The organism is Rhizobium phaseoli (genome assembly GCF_001664385.1).
Classification (GTDB): domain Bacteria; phylum Pseudomonadota; class Alphaproteobacteria; order Rhizobiales; family Rhizobiaceae; genus Rhizobium; species Rhizobium phaseoli.
On sequence record NZ_CP013532.1, the window covers coordinates 3,664,984 to 3,682,052 of the forward strand.

The 17,069-nt window shown below is 63.0% G+C and carries 14 protein-coding genes and 1 riboswitch; of the genes, 5 read left to right on the forward strand and 9 right to left on the reverse strand.

Features of this window, described 5'->3' with window-relative positions:
• Nucleotides 1–133 precede the first annotated feature (133 nt).
• From AMC88_RS17670 to AMC88_RS17695, 6 genes are all read right to left on the reverse strand, one after another.
• Nucleotides 134–1,303 carry a M20 aminoacylase family protein gene (locus AMC88_RS17670; RefSeq protein ID WP_064825581.1) on the reverse strand — a complete coding sequence of 390 codons (1,170 nt, stop codon included), beginning with the start codon at nucleotides 1,301–1,303 and terminating at the stop codon, nucleotides 134–136.
• Nucleotides 1,304–1,391: 88 nt separating this feature from the next.
• Nucleotides 1,392–2,897 (reverse strand): tripartite tricarboxylate transporter permease, encoded by a 1,506-nt coding sequence (locus AMC88_RS17675; RefSeq protein WP_064825582.1) that lies wholly within the window; start codon nucleotides 2,895–2,897, stop codon nucleotides 1,392–1,394.
• A 9-nt stretch (nucleotides 2,898–2,906) separates the two neighbouring features.
• Entirely contained in the window at nucleotides 2,907–3,368 is a 462-nt protein-coding gene (locus AMC88_RS17680) for a tripartite tricarboxylate transporter TctB family protein (protein WP_064825583.1), read from the reverse strand.
• Between the two features lie 147 nt (nucleotides 3,369–3,515).
• Nucleotides 3,516–4,499, reverse strand: coding sequence for a tripartite tricarboxylate transporter substrate binding protein BugD (locus tag AMC88_RS17685; RefSeq protein WP_064825584.1), 984 nt, complete (start codon nucleotides 4,497–4,499; stop codon nucleotides 3,516–3,518).
• A gap of 205 nt (nucleotides 4,500–4,704) precedes the next feature.
• Nucleotides 4,705–6,039 carry a sigma-54-dependent transcriptional regulator gene (locus AMC88_RS17690; RefSeq protein WP_012485065.1) on the reverse strand — a complete coding sequence of 445 codons (1,335 nt, stop codon included), beginning with the start codon at nucleotides 6,037–6,039 and terminating at the stop codon, nucleotides 4,705–4,707.
• Nucleotides 6,036–7,910 (reverse strand): sensor histidine kinase, encoded by a 1,875-nt coding sequence (locus tag AMC88_RS17695; protein WP_237353151.1) that lies wholly within the window; start codon nucleotides 7,908–7,910, stop codon nucleotides 6,036–6,038. Before AMC88_RS17695 ends, AMC88_RS17690 begins: the two co-directional genes overlap by 4 nt.
• A 112-nt stretch (nucleotides 7,911–8,022) precedes the next feature.
• On the opposite strand from AMC88_RS17695, the gene AMC88_RS17700 reads away from it, so the two are divergent.
• Nucleotides 8,023–8,685 carry a sulfite oxidase-like oxidoreductase gene (locus tag AMC88_RS17700; RefSeq protein ID WP_012485067.1) on the forward strand — a complete coding sequence of 221 codons (663 nt, stop codon included), beginning with the start codon at nucleotides 8,023–8,025 and terminating at the stop codon, nucleotides 8,683–8,685.
• Here the strand turns inward: AMC88_RS17700 and AMC88_RS17705 are convergent.
• Genes AMC88_RS17705 through AMC88_RS17715 form a run of 3 tightly spaced genes read right to left on the reverse strand, consistent with a single transcriptional unit; the run spans nucleotide 8,670 to nucleotide 10,249 of the window.
• On the reverse strand, nucleotides 8,670–9,296 hold the full coding sequence (locus AMC88_RS17705; protein ID WP_064825585.1) for a hypothetical protein: 627 nt from the start codon (nucleotides 9,294–9,296) through the stop codon (nucleotides 8,670–8,672). The two genes, AMC88_RS17700 and AMC88_RS17705, sit on opposite strands and share 16 nt — an antisense overlap.
• Nucleotides 9,293–10,027 (reverse strand): CbtA family protein, encoded by a 735-nt coding sequence (locus AMC88_RS17710; RefSeq protein WP_064822663.1) that lies wholly within the window; start codon nucleotides 10,025–10,027, stop codon nucleotides 9,293–9,295. The genes AMC88_RS17705 and AMC88_RS17710 overlap by 4 nt, the downstream gene beginning before the upstream one ends.
• 12 nt (nucleotides 10,028–10,039) lie before the next feature.
• Complete coding sequence (locus AMC88_RS17715; protein WP_064822664.1) at nucleotides 10,040–10,249, reverse strand: CbtB domain-containing protein; 210 nt, start codon at nucleotides 10,247–10,249, stop codon at nucleotides 10,040–10,042.
• Nucleotides 10,250–10,261: 12 nt separating this feature from the next.
• A riboswitch (adenosylcobalamin (AdoCbl) riboswitch) is annotated at nucleotides 10,262–10,404 on the reverse strand.
• Nucleotides 10,405–10,480: 76 nt separating this feature from the next.
• Between AMC88_RS17715 and AMC88_RS17720 the strand changes: the two genes are divergently transcribed.
• The 4 genes from AMC88_RS17720 to AMC88_RS17735 all read left to right on the forward strand — a co-directional run bounded on the left by AMC88_RS17720 (nucleotide 10,481) and on the right by AMC88_RS17735 (nucleotide 16,852).
• Nucleotides 10,481–11,035: a histidine phosphatase family protein gene (locus tag AMC88_RS17720; protein ID WP_037141148.1), complete on the forward strand. Its 555-nt coding sequence runs from the start codon at nucleotides 10,481–10,483 to the stop codon at nucleotides 11,033–11,035.
• 485 nt (nucleotides 11,036–11,520) lie between these two features.
• Entirely contained in the window at nucleotides 11,521–13,092 is a 1,572-nt protein-coding gene (locus AMC88_RS17725) for a putative bifunctional diguanylate cyclase/phosphodiesterase (RefSeq protein WP_064822665.1), read from the forward strand.
• 122 nt (nucleotides 13,093–13,214) lie between these two features.
• Entirely contained in the window at nucleotides 13,215–14,393 is a 1,179-nt protein-coding gene (locus AMC88_RS17730; protein WP_064822666.1) for an acetate/propionate family kinase, read from the forward strand.
• 71 nt (nucleotides 14,394–14,464) lie between these two features.
• Nucleotides 14,465–16,852 (forward strand): phosphoketolase family protein, encoded by a 2,388-nt coding sequence (locus AMC88_RS17735; RefSeq protein WP_064825586.1) that lies wholly within the window; start codon nucleotides 14,465–14,467, stop codon nucleotides 16,850–16,852.
• The last annotated feature ends 217 nt before the right edge of the window (nucleotides 16,853–17,069 follow it).

Below are 17,069 nucleotides of genomic sequence, written 5' to 3' on the forward strand. Positions count from 1 at the left end.
GGCGGCCCCCTCATCCGGCTGCCGCCACCTTCTCCCCGCTGGGGAGAAGAGACTTGCCGCGAGGTCTCGAATCCCGTTCTCCCCGCGGGGAGAAGGTGCCCGTAGGGCGGATGAGGGGGCTGCAAACGCAATTCTAACCCTTCAACTCCCGCTCCACCAACGCGACCCAATAGGCCGCCCCATAACCAAGCGCCTCATCATTGAAATCATAAGCCGTATTGTGATGCAGCGCTCCGTCCACCGCCGGCCCGTTTCCGAGCCATACATAACAGCCCGGCGCCTTCTGCGCGAAAAAGGCGAAGTCGTCGCCCGCCGTCGACGGCGGAAAGTTTGTCCGCACTTTTTCACCGAAGACGGTGCCGGCAGCAGTAAGCGCGCGGGCAGTCGCATCCCCATCATTGACGACGGGCGGAATGCGTCGCTCAAAATGATAGTCGGCTGATATGCCGTACATGGCAGCCGTTCCATTCGCCAGCCGGCCAATCTCGACCTCCAGCTGATCGCGCACGTCAGACGAATAGGCCCGTGCTGTCCCGCCGATCTCCACGATATCGGGAATGACATTCAGCGCCTTACGGTCCCCCGCCTGCAGGAAGCAGGCGCTGACGACAGCCGGCTGCAGCGGATCGACGACGCGTCCGACAATCGCCTGCAGCGATGACAGGAACGTGCCGGCGGCAGTGACCGGATCGCGGCCGAGATGCGGCTTGGCGCCGTGCGTACCGATCCCGCGAAAGGTGACGCGCCAGCTGTCGGAAGAGGCGAGCTGCGGGCCCGCGACCACGGCGATCTCATCGACCGCAAGCCCCGGCATATTGTGCAGGCCATAGACGGCGTCGCAGGGGAAAAGCGTAAACAGCCCCTCCTCCACCATGCGCTTCGCGCCGCCGCGTCCCTCCTCGGCCGGCTGGAAGATGAAATGCACCGTGCCGGAAAAACCCCGCGTCGCCGCAAGGTGCCGTGCGGCGCCAAGCAGCATCGCCATATGGCCATCATGGCCGCAGGCATGCATCTTGCCGGGCGCGGTCGATTTATAAGGCCGCTCCGCCGTCTCAGGCATGGCGAGCGCATCCATATCGGCTCTCAGCCCGATCCTGCGCGTGCCATCGCCGACCTTGAGCGTGCCGACCACGCCGGTGCCGCCAAGGCCGCGATGCACCGCGACGCCGGCCTCTTCGAGAAGCCTTGCGACGATGCCGGCGGTTCGCTCCTCTTCGAAACCGAGTTCGGGATGGGCGTGAAAATCACGGCGCAAAGCGGTGAGGAACGGCAGATCGTCGGTGATCCCGGCGGGGATGCTCATGAGCCCGAATATCCCTTCATGCGGGCGCCCAACCGGCGCCCGCGTCAGATCATCCCTTGTTCATCAAACAAGCGGCGAGTTCAACCCCTCACGCCTCCTCGACGAACACCTCCTCGCGCTTCCGCTTGACGCTGGGCAGGAAGACGACGATCAGCACGGCAACCGCGATCGCCAGCAGCGTGGCGCTGATCGGACGGGTGACGAAGGTGGTCGGATCACCGCGCGACAGGATCATGGCGCGCCTGAGGTTCTCTTCCAGAAGCGGCCCGAGCACGAAACCGAGCAGAAGCGGCGCCGGCTCGCAGCGAAGCTTTGCCAGCACGTAGCCGATGAAACCGAAGAAGGCGACGGCATAGAGGTCGTAGACATTGGCGTTGACGCTGTAGACCCCGATCGAGCAGAAAGCCATGATGATCGGGAAGAGCACGTAATAGGGCACGGTCAGAAGCTTCACCCAGAGCCCGATCAGCGGCAGGTTCAGGATCACGAGCATCAGATTGCCGATCCACATCGAGGCGATGATACCCCAGAACAGCGCCGGCTGCTCGGTGGCGACATTCGGTCCCGGCACAATGCCCTGGATGATCATGGCGCCGATCATCAGCGCCATGACGGGATTGGCCGGAATGCCGAGGGTCAGCAGCGGAATGAACGAAGTCTGCGCCCCGGCATTGTTGGCCGATTCCGGACCCGCCACGCCGGCGACCGCGCCCTTGCCGAATTCCTGCGGCGTCTTCGACAGGCGTTTTTCCACCGTATAGGAGGCGAAGGAGGCAAGGATGGCGCCGCCACCCGGCAGGATGCCGAGTGCCGAACCGATCGCCGTGCCGCGGACCATCGGCGCAATCATCTCCTTGAATTCCTGGCGCGAAGGCAAAAGGCCCGAAACCTTGGCCATCAGCACCGTGCGTGTCGACTCGCCTTCGAGGTTGCGCAGGATTTCCGCCACGCCGAAGACGCCGACGGCGAGCGCCACGAAGTTCAGTCCGTCGGCATATTCGCGGATTCCAAGCGTGAAGCGCGGCGTGCCGGTGTAAATATCGGTCCCGACGAGGCCGAGCAGCAGCCCGAGCGCCACCATCGCCAACGCCTTGACGACCGAGCCGTGCGCGAGCGCGATCGAGGAGACGAGACCGACGATCATCAGCGAGAAATATTCGGCAGAGCCGAATCGCAGCGCGATGTCGGTCAGCGGCGGCGCGAAGATCGCGACGAGGAAGGTCGAGACGGTGCCGGCGAAGAACGAGCCGAGTGCGGCGATCGCCAGCGCCGCCCCCGCCCTGCCCTTGCGCGCCATCTGGTAGCCGTCGATTGCGGTAACTGCGGAAGAGGATTCGCCCGGCATATTGATGAGGATCGCCGTCGTCGAGCCGCCATATTGCGCGCCGTAATAGATGCCGGCGAGCATGATGAGCGAGGAGACCGGCTCGAGCTGGAAGGTGATCGGCAGAAGCATGGCGATCGTTGCCGTCGCGCCGATGCCGGGAAGCACGCCGATCAGCGTGCCGAGCAGCACACCGATCAGGCAGAAGAGAAGATTGTCGAAGGTTGCCGCGGTGGCAAAGCCGAGTGCGAGATTGCTGAAGAGATCCACCGTCGCCTCCTAGAACCGGACCCAGGGGCCGAAGCGCTCGAACGGCAACCCGAGCCCATAGCTGAAGACGGCCACCGAAAAGATCGTCAGCAGCAGCGACAGGATGATGGCAAACACCACGTTCATCTTGCGCGACGCGAAGCAGGCGATGAAGGCGGTGACGAACAGCGCCGGCGCAAATCCGAGCCCGCGCACAGTCAACCCGAAAAAGACCGGCGCCGGCAGAATGAAGAGCATGCCGCGCCAGGCGAAGACGTCGACCGGTTCACCCTCGACGCGCAGCGCCTGAATGAAGATGATCGCGCCGAGCAGTACGAGCACGCAGGCAAGCACCAGCGGAAAATAACCCGGTCCCATGCGCAGTGCCGTGCCGAGGTCGAGCGAGAGCGACTGGACGGCGAAGAAGGCGCCGGTGGCGACGAAAAGCGCGCCGCAGATCGCATTGGTGCTATCGAAACTGATGGATTTCATGGTGTCTCCTGGTGTTGGAGATGGAGCGTCGTTGCTGCAGCGATTGCCCCTCATCCGCCGCCTCGGCCGCTGCCGTTGAGCGTGCAGTCCCCTCTCCCCGTGCACGGGGAGAGGGTTATGGTGAGGGGCTATTCCTGGCACCCCTCACTAATCCGCATATTCCCCGGCAGCCTCGATCACCGGCTTCCAGCGGGCGATCTCGCTTTCGAGCTTGGCCTTCAGCGCGGCCGGCGTCGCATCGGCGTCGGACGACGGCGCCGTGCCCAGTTCAGCGAAGCGGGCGCCCACATTGGGATCCTTCAGCGCCACCTGCAGCGACTTCGACAGCCGTTCGTTGATCGCGGCGGGCGTACCCTTCGGCGTGTAGATGCCGTGCCAGATACCGACTTCGAAACCCGGCAGGCCGGCTTCGACCGCCGTCGGGATGTCCTTCATCACGTCGAGGCGCTTCGGCGAGGTCACCGCATAGGCCTTGATCGTGCCGCCCTGGATCTGCTTCGTCGTGTTGGTCGTCTGGTCGCACATGATATCGACCTGGCCGCCGAGAAGATCGGTCATGGCAGGACCCGTGCCCTTGTAGGGAACGGTCGTGAGCTGCGTCTGGATAGCGCTCATGAACATCATGCCGCAGAGATGCGAAGCGGCGCCGATGCCGGCATTGGCGACGGTCACCTTGTCCTTGTTGGCCTTGACATAGTCGATCAGGCCCTTGAGGTCCGTCGGCTCGAAGTCCTTGCGCGCGACGATCGTCATCGGCACCTCGGTGACGAGGCCGACGTAATCGAAGGCGCCGAGCGTGTCATAGGCGAGCTTGCGGTAGAGCGTGGCGCTGGTCGCCATGCCGATATGGTGCAGGAGGATAGTGTAGCCGTCGGGATCGGCGTTCGCCACCCGGCCGGCGCCGAGCGTGCCGCCGGCGCCGCCGACGTTCTCCACGACGATCTGCTGGCCGAGATCCTTCGACATGGATTCGGCGACGAGGCGTGCGACGGTATCGGTCGGGCCACCGGCCGCGAAAGGGACGACCATGGTGATGGTGCGCTCGGGATAAGTCTGCGCCAAAGCGACGCTGGCGAGAAGAGAGACCGCGGCAGCCGCGGTCAGGCCGAGCATGGCCTTCAGAATTTTCATCGTTTCCTCCCTGATGAAACAATCAAAGCCGCCGGCACATCCTCCGCGCCGGGATGTCCTATTTGCCGCTCTGAAAAAACGCGTCGCAATCACCGCCACCGCCTTCACGAGGAGATTCTGCCGCGGTGCGGTGCAGCATGGGTCGATTTGGAAACAAATGGCTGTTGCGATGGGTGGAAATCCACCCATCGCAATGCGGCCAGGATCAGCCATCGGTGATCAGCATGCGCTTGTCGAGGCCGTATTTCTGCATCTTTTCATAAAGGGTCTTGCGGGAAATGCCGAGCGATTCATAGACCGGCCGGAGACTGCCGCCATGCGCGATCAGGGCGCTGGCGATGACGCCCCGCTCGAATTCGGCGACGCGTTCCGCAAGCCCGATCGCCTCCTCGGCCTGCCGCCCGCCATTGTCGAGACCGAGGACCAGACGGTCGGCGGCATTCCTCAATTCGCGGACATTGCCGGGCCAGTCACGCTGGGCAATGTCGGAGATCACCTCCGGCGGCACGGTGAGCTCGTCACGGCCGTAGCGGGCGGCGGCCTCCCGCACCAGCTGCAGGAAAAGCAGCGGAACGTCCGGCCGCCGTTGCGACAGCGACGGCACGTGCAGCGTTGCGACATTCAGCCTGTAGAGCAGGTCGGCGCGGAAACGGCCGGCTGCCACCTCCGCCTCAAGATCGACCTTGCTCGTCGCGATGAAGCGGACGTCGAGCGCCACGATCTCGTTCGATCCGAGCCTGGAGATCACCCGCTCCTGCAGCACCCGCAGGAATTTCGCCTGCAGATCGAAGGGCATGGAGCCGATCTCGTCGAGCAGGATGGTGCCGCCGCGCCCGTGTTCGAACTTTCCGTAACGCGACCTGACCGCGCCCGGAAAGGCGCCGGGCTCATGGCCGAAGAGTTCGCTCTCGATGAGGTTCGCCGGCAGCGCGGCGCAATTGATCGCAATGAACGGCCGGCTTGCCCGGGCACTGATGTCGTGAAGCGCACGGGCCACCACTTCCTTGCCAGCGCCGGTCTCGCCGACAATAAGCGTATCGGCATCGCTCGCCCCGATCGCCCGGATGCGATAGCGCAGATCCACCATCACCTGCGTTCGTCCCGGCAGCCGCGCCTCGATATCGTCGCGTTTGCCGGCGACCGCCTTCAGCAGCCGGTTTTCGAGCACGAGGCCGCGCCGCTCCATCGCCCGGCGAATGACGCCGGCAAGCATCTCCGCCGTGAACGGCTTCTCGATGAAATCATAGGCGCCCTCCCGCATCGCTTTCACCGCGAGCTGCACGTCCCCATGGCCGGTGACGAGAATGACCGGCACCTCCGGATCGACCTCGCGGATCTTCTGCATCAGCGTCATGCCGTCGATGCCGGGCATGCGGATATCGCTGACCACGACCCCGGGAAAGCTGTAGCCGATCAGCTCCAGCACATGATCGCCATTCGAAAAGGTCTCGACGCTGAAGCCGGAAAGCTCCAGCGCCTGCGCCGTCGACCGGCGCAACTCTTCTTCGTCGTCGACCAGCAGGATCTTCGCTTCGTTCATTCCGCCGCCTCCGGCATCAGCCCTGCCGCCGATTGCAGCTCAATGCGGAAAACTGCGCCCCCTTCGGGATGATTGGCGGCGGCAAGGCTGCCGCCGAAATCCTTGACGATGTTATAGGAGATCGAAAGCCCGAGACCGAGCCCCTTGCCGACGCCTTTCGTCGTGAAGAACGGATCGAAGATGCGCTCGGCAATCGCCGCCGGCACACCCGGTCCATGATCGCGCACCGTCAGCACGACCTTACCGGCCTCCTTGAAAGCCGAAATCTCGATGCGCCTGTCGTCCAGCCCTTCGACGGCATCGGCGGCATTGGAGATGACGTTGACCAGCACCTGCTGCAGACGCACCGAACCCGCCCGCACGACCGGCGGCCGTATTCCGAGATCGAGCCGGAGCTCGGCGTCCGCCGCCTTCAGCCGCCATGCGACGATTTCCAGCGTATCGCGTATCGCCTCGTCGAGAGGAACCGGCCCGAGTTTCTCGTTCGGTTTGCGGGCGAAGTTGCGCAGGTGCCGGCTGATCGAGGCCATCCGGTCGATCAGCCCGCCGATCCGCCTGATATTGTCCCTGGCCTCCTCCATTCGCCCGCGGTCGATCAGCACGGCGGCACTGTCCGTATAGGTCTTGGCGGCGGCGAGCGGCTGGTTGAACTCATGCGAAAGAGCCGCTGACATTTGCCCGAGTCCGGCAAGCTTGCCGGCCTGGATCAGATCGGCCTGGGTCTGGCGAAGCTGCTGTTCGGTCAACCGCCGCTCTGAGATCTCCTCTTCGATGCGGCTGTTGACGCGGGCAAGATCGGCGGTGCGCTCCTCTACCCGCCGCTCCAGCTCGCCCTGCGCCTCGGCCTGCATCTGCATGCGCTCGGCAAGCCGCGCCCGCCGCTGGCGAAGCACAGCGACGGCAAGCGCTGCGATGCAAAGGATGAGGAAGACGGCTACCAGTGCGGTGCGTGCTTGCGCGCGGATGGAGCTGGTTTCCATCAGCACGTTCACCGTCCAGTCCTCGGCCGGCATGTAATGCGACAGCACCAAATATTCGCTTGCACCCCGATCGCTCGCCAGCGTCATCAACTCGTGCTGTTCGAAGCGATGACGCGTCACCGGCAGCGCCGTCAGCCTGGCATTGGCATAACGCCGCGAGGCTTCCGTACGGGCGATGCGGTCGGCTGTCAGCGGCAGGATCGCCCCGTAGAGCCATTCCGGGCTGCCCGACATGAAGATGATGCCCTCCGGATCGGAGACGAAGATCTTGTATTCCCCACCGCTCCACGAGGATTCGATCATGTCGATATCGACCTTGAAGACGATGACGCCTCGAATATCCGCCTCGACCCGGATCGGCGCCGAGAAGTAATAGCCGCGCTTCAGCGAGGTGGTGCCGAGCGCATAAAATCGCGCCTGCCGGCCTTCAATCGCCTCCTGAAAATAGGGCCGGTAATTGAAATTCTGCCCGACGAAGCTTCCCGGTCCATCATAATTGCTGGCCGCGATCGTCTCCCCGTCCGGCTTCACGACATAGATGTCGGACGACTTCAACAGCCCGTTGATCTCCTTGAGGTAGAGATTGGCAGTCTCGCGCAACGCCATGTCGTCGGGGGTGCTGACCAACTCCTTGATATCGTCGTGATCGGCAATCAGCGCCGGCAGCGCCTCGTAGCGGTTGAGATGGCCGCTGAGCGCCGAAACGGCAAGGCGCAATGCCGTTCCCGCCTGCGCCGAAGCCTCCTCCATATAGGCGCGCGTCGCAATCGCGCTTCCATAGGTGAAGAAGGCTAAGATGACGAGCGGCACCACCAAAAGCCCCGCTATCGCACGATATCTCGAAGACAGGTCCGGCTCCTCCCTTTCTGCCTCCACTCCCCAGCAAGGCACGCCCGACGGGCTCCAAGTCTAATGATACGGACGGGGATTTCCAAGGGTCTGCCGAAACTTGACACCAGGCGGGGCCGAATGTCCTATTGCGGCAACGCAAGGAGACCCGCTCATGAGCGACGACCAGACGCCCGCCGACAGCAAGCTGACCAATTCCAAGCGCCGCTGGGCGGCGGAGGGCAAATTCCTGACCGGCCGCGTCAGCCGTCCTCAAGCCGAGCGTCTGCCGCCCGGTCAGCACCTCGTCAAGAACTGGCCGGTGCTCGACCTCGGCCAGCAGCCGGTCATTTCCACCGACAGTTGGCGGCTCGCTGTCCGCGGCCTGGTCGAAACACCGCTCACCCTCAACTGGGCCGCCTTCCAGGCGATCGAGCAGAGCACCAACGTCAGCGATATCCACTGCGTCACAACCTGGTCGCGCTACGACAACAACTGGAAAGGCGTTTCGACGCGGGACCTGCTCGATCTCGCCATTCCGAAGAGGGAGGCGGCCTACGTCATGCTGACGAGTTATGACGGCTACACCACCAACCTGCCGCTTGTCGATTTCGCCGCCGAGGACGCGATTCTGGCGACCTCATGGGAAGGCCGGCCGCTGACGCCGGATCATGGCGGCCCCATGCGCCTCGTCGTTCCGCATCTCTATTTCTGGAAAAGCGCCAAATGGCTGCGCCAGATCGAGCTGATGCCCGCCGACACGGCCGGGTTCTGGGAAAAGAACGGCTACCACATGTATGGCGATCCGTGGCGCGAACAGCGCTATTCCGACGACTGAGCCGTCGGCCGCAAGACGCGTCCAAGCGCAAGGACGGCAAGACCGAACAGGGCAGCAACTCCTGTCAACGATGCCATGCTGGCAGGATGAAGCGGCACTTTGCTCCAATTCGGCTTGACGATGTCGGCGGTGTTGAAGGCCTCGCCGCTGAACTGGCAGGTGATGAGCGCGAGCCCGCGACGCACCATATCTGCGTCGATAGCCGAGATGATTTCACCCGCCGCAGTCGCCTCCCGCGGCATCTCCCGCATCGACAGCAGCACGGCTTTCGTCGCCGCAAGATAGGCATGGGCGCATTCGTTGAAAGGGCTTTCCTCATCCTTCACGCTGCCCGGCATCCGGCCCCACACACAATAGGAATACTGGATCTCGGCATAGTTCAGGACGCGGCGGAACGGTTCGTTCGTGTCGACCGCCCGCGACGCGAGCTCGATAATCCCGCTGCGGTAATCGGAAAGCACCGCCATCTCGCCGTGGGAAACAGCGGGGACATCGAGACCGGCATGGGTGCCGCCGGTACCGCGCTCATGGGCAGACGTGTTACTCGCAAGCAATGGGAACAGACTTGCGGTCAGCACGAGAGCCGCAAGCCTGCCGATGCGCCGGCTCACCGGAAAGCGGGCCGCAGCCCGCCCTTGAGGGCAAGCCGTCTTTCCGCCAGCACTCCGAAGGCAAGGCCGAGCGTTGCCCATAGAATCGCGTGCATGCCGAGCGAGGTCGTGCGGAATCGCCAGAGCACCATTGCCGAAAAATTCTCCGGCACCTCGTTGATCGGCGGCAGCAGATAAAGTACGACGCCGATGAAGACGAGATAGGCGAGACCGGCGATGATCGCGCCGTTCCAGAGACCGAAGCGCTCGCAAAGGCGGCGCGCCAGCGCCACGGCGGCAATCAGCGCCGCGACCGAAACGACGATCATCAGGAAGAACAGCTCCGTCCTGACGTTGATCGTGTCGGGGCTGCCGACCGCCGGCGGATTGGCCGGATATTTGATACCGGGAACGAGCACGATCGCCACGAAGGCGGCGATGGCGATGGCGGCAGAGGTGCCACGCGCCGAAAGAGCGCTGAAGCGGCCGTGCACGAAAGCAAAGGCGAGGGCAAAAAGCCCACCGACGGCAACGCTGTAGGCCATGACGCCGGTGAAGAGGCCAAGGCCGGCCTGCGTGGCGCGGCTGACGATTTCAGGTTCGGCCGCTTGCCCAGCCGCCTGCGCGCTCGCCTCCTCGAAGGCGATCGCCGCATCGACCAGCGGCTCGCCGAAGGTGTGGGCGAAGGCGAAAACGAGGATGCCAGCAATCAGGCCCGCGAACATGCCGCGAAGCAAAAGGTTTCCAACCATGTCAGTATTCCCTTAGTGGCAGGGAAAGCCGAGGAGATGACGGCCGTCATGCACGAACTCATGCACATACATGCCATTGAACAGCGCCATTGCGCCTTCCTCGGTGCCGACGAAATAGATGGCGATGAGCATCAGCAGGCCGCCGAAGATCGCCCAGGGGAGGATTTCGCCGACGGGGATCGGCGCCGGTACCGCGACGGGCGTGAAAGTGGTGTCAGACATGTATTCCTCCGGAATGACGCGTTCAGTCGAAAGAGTGCTTGTGCGGCAGGGTCTGACTTCCAGCGCGAAGAGTTTTCGACACGCTGGTCACAGTGGCGCGACCGCGCCGGATTTCCACCGGCTTCCAAACCCGCAACAGCACGGTTATATCTGCACGCCGAAGACACTGTCAACGAAACTTCACGAGCGCCTAAGGGCCATCCCCACCGCTATCCGGAGATCAGCACGACCGTGAACACGCGCCTCACCTGGATCTGCCACGGCGCGACGGCTGCGAGCCGCAAGGCCCTGTTCCCGCTCGACGAACCGCTGGAAGGCAAGGCCGCAGAAGAAGCGGGCAGGATGGCCGCCCTGCCCCGCGCCGACCGTATTGTCACGAGCCCCGCCTTGCGCGCCCGCCAGACAGCCGAGGCGTTGCGGCTTCGGGCCGCGATAGAGCCGTCGCTTCGCGACTGCGACCATGGCCGCTGGGCTGGCAAGTCGATCGCGGCGATCGAGGCGGAAGAGCCGGAAAACCTCATTGTCTGGATGACCGAGCCGGAAGCAACAGCGCACGGCGGCGAGAGTCTTGCTGAGTTGCGAAAGCGCGTCGCCGGCTGGATGGACAGCCAATCGGGCCTCGGCGGTCACGTCATCGCCGTCAGCCACGCGGCCGTCATCCGGGCGGCGGTCGCGCATGTGCTTCAAGCGCCGCCCTCTTCCTTCTGGCTGAGCGACGTCGAGCCACTTGCCATCCTTCGTATGACCAGCAACGGCAGCCGCTGGTCTCTGCGCTTCCAGCATTAGAAATTCCTCATCTTATCCAGCCTTACACAAGCAAATCGCATCATTGCTGTTGAACCCGGTTTGCCGGGACTACTTCCTTGTCCCAAGGAGATGGAAGAATGACATATGATTGGAGTGGAGAACGTACGCGGCGCCTGCGTTTGATGCGCTTCGCCACGTACACGGTACTGGCCGGTCTCATCGTCAGCGTTCCGCTGTTGATTGTCACCGCCTGAAGCACGAAAAAGGGCGAGCATGCGACAGCACGCTCGCCTTCGTTGTTCTTCTTTCTGATCTTTGCAGTGCCAACTGGCTGCGGCAATTATTCTCCTTATGGTCGAAATCGGTGCAATAGCTGCAATGCTAATCCTGGTTGCATCGCAACGTTATCCAGTCTCCTGACGGCACAGCGGCAAACCGCCCCCTCTGATAATTCGCCTTCTGGTTTCAACGAACATTTCAGATTTTCGTGATATCTCGACGCGGGTGGAGATGGAGAAGGCATAATGCCGGTGTTTTTCCAAAGCAGGGCCGGAAGGCAATGCATGTCGGTTGTCGGGTTTGGAATAACCCTCTGGCTCCTCGGTACACTGCTGCACTTCGACGACAGCCTGGCTTCCTTCATGACCGGTTTCGGCGACTACGGCGCCGACAAGCTCGTTCTTGGGCTCGGCATCTCCGGCGCCATGAGCTTCATTTATTCGGTGCTGCGGATTGCCGACCTGCGCAAGGAAATGGAACTGGGCGTCGCCGCCCAGGCGAAGGCCGATTGGACAGCAACCCACGATCATCTGACCAAGCTGCCGAACCGTTACGCCTTCGAGCGCAAGATCCTCGCACGGCCGGTCAAAAGCGACGAGGCCGAAATCGAGGAATGGGACCACAACGTCACCATCTTCTCGGTCGATCTCGACGGCTTCAAGAAGGTCAACGATCTCGTCGGCCACAAGGGCGGCGACGTGCTGTTGATCGAAGTCGCCAGGCGCATCTGCGCGCTCGGCAATGCCGATTGCGTCTATCGCTTCGGCGGCGACGAATTCATCATTGTCGCCTTCGCCCTGACGGCGCAGCGGGAGGAGCGTTTCGCCAAGCTGCTGATCCAGGCCGTGACTCGGCCGATCCATATCGACGGCTTTGCCGTCGAAGTCGGTGCCAGCGTCGGCTACGATCGCTGGGCTGAGGGGACCGAACCGCTGGAGAATGCCGCCCACCGCGCCGATCTCGCTATGTATGAGGCCAAATCACGCGGTCCCAATCATTATCTCGTCTTTGAAACCTCGATGCAGGACAAGGTAGCGGAGCGCGCCTCCCTGGAAACCAGGCTGCGTGCCGCAATCGCCAATAAGGACATCAAGCCCTTCTATCAGCCGCTGATCGACCTGAAGACTGGTCAGCTCTGCGGTTTCGAAGCGCTGGCGCGCTGGACGGGCGAGGATGGCATCCACATTCCACCTCCGGTTTTTATCGACATTGCCGAGGAAACCGGCATGATCACCGCCCTGTTCGAGGATCTGCTCACCCAGGCCTGTAGCGACGCGCTCACCTGGCCGGCGCATGTCATGTTGTCCTTCAACGTCTCGCCGGTGCAGATGGAAGACAAGCTGCTGACCTCCCGCATCCTTAAAGTCCTTTCCGCAAGCCGCCTGCCGCCGCAGCGCCTGGAAGTGGAAATCACGGAAAACGCGCTGATTCAGGATCCCGCCATCGCCGCCGTCATCCTCGATGAGTTGCACGCGGCCGGCATCCAGATCGCCCTCGACGATTTCGGCACCGGCTATTCGAGCCTCGCCCAGCTCGCCCGCTACCGCTTCGACAAGATCAAGATCGACAAGAGCTTCATCGCCACCTATCGCGACGACGAACGCCAGGAAAAGATCGTCCGCGCCATGCTTGGCCTCGGCAGAAGCCTCAATATCAAGACGACTGCGGAAGGTATCGAGGAGCATGGCCAGCTCGCCTTCCTGCTGCAACTCGGCTGCGACATCGGCCAGGGCTATCTCTTCGGCAAGGCGATGCCCGCCGCCGAGGCGGGCATCTTTATCCGCGACCGCAACGCCAATCTGGCGTCGACGGCCTGACGGAGCTTCAGATGATGGGCTGCACCGCGGCAAAATAACCGATGGACCAATGCATGCCTTTCCGCCGGCTGCCCCGGCGCTAAGTTCGCCCCATCATCACGCCGCATGGAGTCTGCCAAGACATGCCCTCGAACGACTTGCTTCTGACCTTCAATGCCGGCTCCTCGACGGTCAAGATCGGCATCTTTGCCATGGAAGGCGCCAAGGCGCGGCCCATTGGCAAGGGCGTGATCGATCTCCGCGCCGAACCGCTTTCACTCGGACTGAGGCGGGGGCCGCAGACATTCGACGTGCCGTTGAAGGCGGAGGTGACGGAAGACCTGCACGATGTCATCGACGAGACTTTCGCGCGTCTCGCCGATCATTTCGACATAGCCGCCAGCCGCGCCGCCGGTCACCGCGTCGTCCATGGCGGCGACCGCTTCACGGGTGCGATCGCCCTCGACACCGCCGCTATCGATGCCGTCGAATCGCTGATCCCTCTCGCCCCCTTGCACCAGCCGCAGGCGCTGCGTTTCATCCGCGCGCTCAGGCATCTGAAGCCGCATCTTGCCCAGACGGCTTCCTTCGACACCGCCTTCCACGCCACCCAGGACGACCTCGTACGCCGCCTCGCCATACCCCGCTCCCTGCACGACGAGGGCATCAAACGTTACGGCTTCCATGGGCTTTCCTATAAGTTCATTGCCGGCGAACTTGCCCGCCAGGCGCCGCAGGCCGCCAAGGCGGTGGTCGCACATCTCGGCAGCGGCGCCAGCCTCTGTGCGCTGGACGGGGGCATCAGCCGCGATTGCAGCATGGGCTTTTCGACACTCGACGGCATCCCCATGGCGACGCGCCCGGGCTGGCTCGATCCTGGCGTCATCCTGCATCTGGCAGGAGAGAGAAAACGCTCCCTGGGCGAAATCGAGGATCTGCTCTATCACCGCTCGGGCCTGCTCGGCGTTTCCGGCATCAGCGCCGACACGCGCGACCTGTTGACGGACGGACGGCTGGAGGCACGCCAGGCAATCGACCTCTTCACGCTGCGCATTGCCGGGGAGATCGGCCGCATGGCGGTAACCCTCGGCGGCCTCGATGCCGTCGTCTTCACCGCCGGCATCGGCGAGCACCAGCCGGAGATTCGCGCCGGCGTGGCGAAACACCTCACCTGGCTCGGCCTTTCGATCGACGCAAAGGCCAATGCCGCCAATGGTTTTACGATCAGCTCGGGGGAAAGCCGCATCGCCGCCCATGTCATTGCCACGGACGAGGAACAGGTCATCGCCGACGAGGCGCTGTCGCTTCTTGGCGAACGCTGATCCAGATCAATGGCGCGCCGGCGCCGGCGGCTAGAAATGACGTTGAACGCGTTTTCGAACGGGAGAAGCCCATGGAAAAGCATATCTCGACCGCCGCCGCCCTGACCGAGGCCGAACTCGGCCTGATCGACCGCTACTGGCGGGCCGCCAACTATCTCTCGGTCGGCCAGATCTACCTGCTTGCCAATCCGCTGCTGCGCGAGCCGCTGAAACCGGAGCACATCAAGCCGCGCCTGCTCGGCCACTGGGGCACGACGCCCGGCCTCAACTTCATCTATGCGCATCTCAACCGCCTGATCCGCGGCCGCGATCTCGACGTCATCTATATATGCGGCCCCGGTCATGGTGGGCCGGGCATGGTTGCCAACACCTATCTCGAAGGCAGCTATAGTGAGATCTATCCTGATATTTCCGAGGACGCCGAAGGCATGCGCAAGCTCTTCCGGCAATTCTCCTTCCCTGGCGGCATCCCGAGCCACGCGGCACCGGAAACGCCAGGATCGATCCATGAGGGCGGCGAACTCGGCTACGCCCTCGTCCACGCCTATGGCGCCGCCTTCGACAATCCCGACCTGATCGTCGCCTGCGTCATCGGCGACGGCGAGGCCGAAACCGGGCCGTTGGCGGCGAGCTGGCACTCCAACAAGTTCCTCAATCCCGCCCGCGACGGCGCCGTGCTGCCGATCCTGCATCTGAACGGCTACAAGATCGCCAACCCGACCATTCTCGGCCGTGCCGCTGACGATGATCTCCGCCGTCTTTTCGAAGGGTACGGCTATGAACCGTTCTTCGTCGACGGCCATGAGCCACGCGATATGCATCAGCAGATGGCCGCGACGATGGACCGGATCTTCGACCGCATCCGCGACATTCAGCACCAGGCCCGCAACGGCAAGGCTGCAGACGGCTGCCCGCGCTGGCCGATGATCGTGCTGCGCAGCCCCAAGGGCTGGACGGGCCCGAAGGAGGTCGACGGCAAGAAGGTGGAAGGCTTCTGGCGCGCCCATCAGGTGCCGGTTTCCAACTGCCGGGAGGACGACGGCCACCGCAAGATCCTCGAGGACTGGATGCGCGGTTATGATCCGGAAGACCTGTTCGATACGGGAGGCCGGTTGAAGCCTGAGCTGCGGGCACTCGCCCCTGCCGGCAAACGCCGTATGGGCGCCAATCCGCATGCCAATGGCGGCCTATTGCGCAGGGAGTTGGCTGTTCCTGATCTCAGGGACTATGCCGTCGACATCGGCAGGCGCGGCAGTGTTGTGGCGCAGTCGACGCAGGTCCTCGGCCACTATCTGCGCGACACGATGAAGCTCAACGCCGAGGCAGCGAATTTCCGGATCTTCGGCCCCGACGAGACGGAATCGAACCGTCTCGGCAGCGTTTTTGAAGTCACCGACCGTGTCTGGATGGAGGATATCGAACCCTATGATATCCATCTCTCGCGCGATGGGCGCGTCGTGGAGGTGCTCTCCGAACATCTCTGCCAGGGTTGGCTGGAAGGCTACCTCTTGACCGGCCGCCACGGCCTGTTCTCCTGCTATGAGGCTTTCATCCACATCATCGATTCCATGTTCAACCAGCACGCCAAATGGCTGAAGGTGACGGGCGAGCTGGAGTGGCGAAAGCCGATCTCCTCGCTGAACTACCTGCTGACCTCGCATGTTTGGCGCCAGGACCATAACGGCTTCAGCCACCAGGATCCCGGTTTCATCGATCTCGTCGCCAACAAGAAGGCGGATATCGTCCGCATCTATCTGCCGCCGGATGCCAATACCCTGCTCTGGGTCGGCGATCATTGCCTGCGCACCTATGACCGCATCAATGTCATCGTCGCCGGCAAGCAGCCGGAGCCGCAATGGCTGTCGATGGACGAAGCGGTGAAACATTGCGAAGCCGGCATCGGCATCTGGCACTGGGCAAGCAACGAGGAAGAGGCCGTCGCGCCCGACCTCGTCATGGCCTGCGCCGGCGACGTGCCGACCATGGAGACGCTTGCCGCCGTCGATCTCTTGCGCAAAGCCATACCGGCGCTGAAGATTCGCACCGTCAACGTCGTCGATCTGCTGGCGCTGCAATCCAGAGACCAGCATCCGCACGGCCTGACCGACGAGGCCTTCGATGCGATCTTCACGTCAGACAAGCCTGTCATCTTCGCCTATCACGGCTATCCCTATCTCATTCACCGCCTGACCTATAAGCGCACCAACCACGAGAACATCCACGTCCGCGGCTTCATCGAAGAGGGCACGACGACGACACCCTTCGACATGACCGTCCTCAACGAACTCGACCGCTACCATCTCGCGATCGAAGCGATTGAGCGCGTACCGGGCCTGAAGGAAAAGGCTGCGGATGCACTTGCCGCCTTCCACGACAAGCTTGCCGAGCATCACGCCTATGTCAGGGAATACGGCGAGGACATGCCGGAGGTACGGAACTGGACGTGGCCGACGGCGTGAGGCGAAGGCCGGCACAATGCACAGGAAGGCCAATCGCGCATTGGCTCGATTGAATATCTCAACTGTGTCGGTCAAGCCTAGGCTCAGAACTCATCGATAGAGCCAGAAAATGACGGTTGCGGCTATTCAGATCGCCGACTCGAATCTGATTTGCAGCCCTTGGAAATCCGTCAGTTTCAAGACAAAATCGTCCCGCTCTAGCTTTTGGGGGAGACGG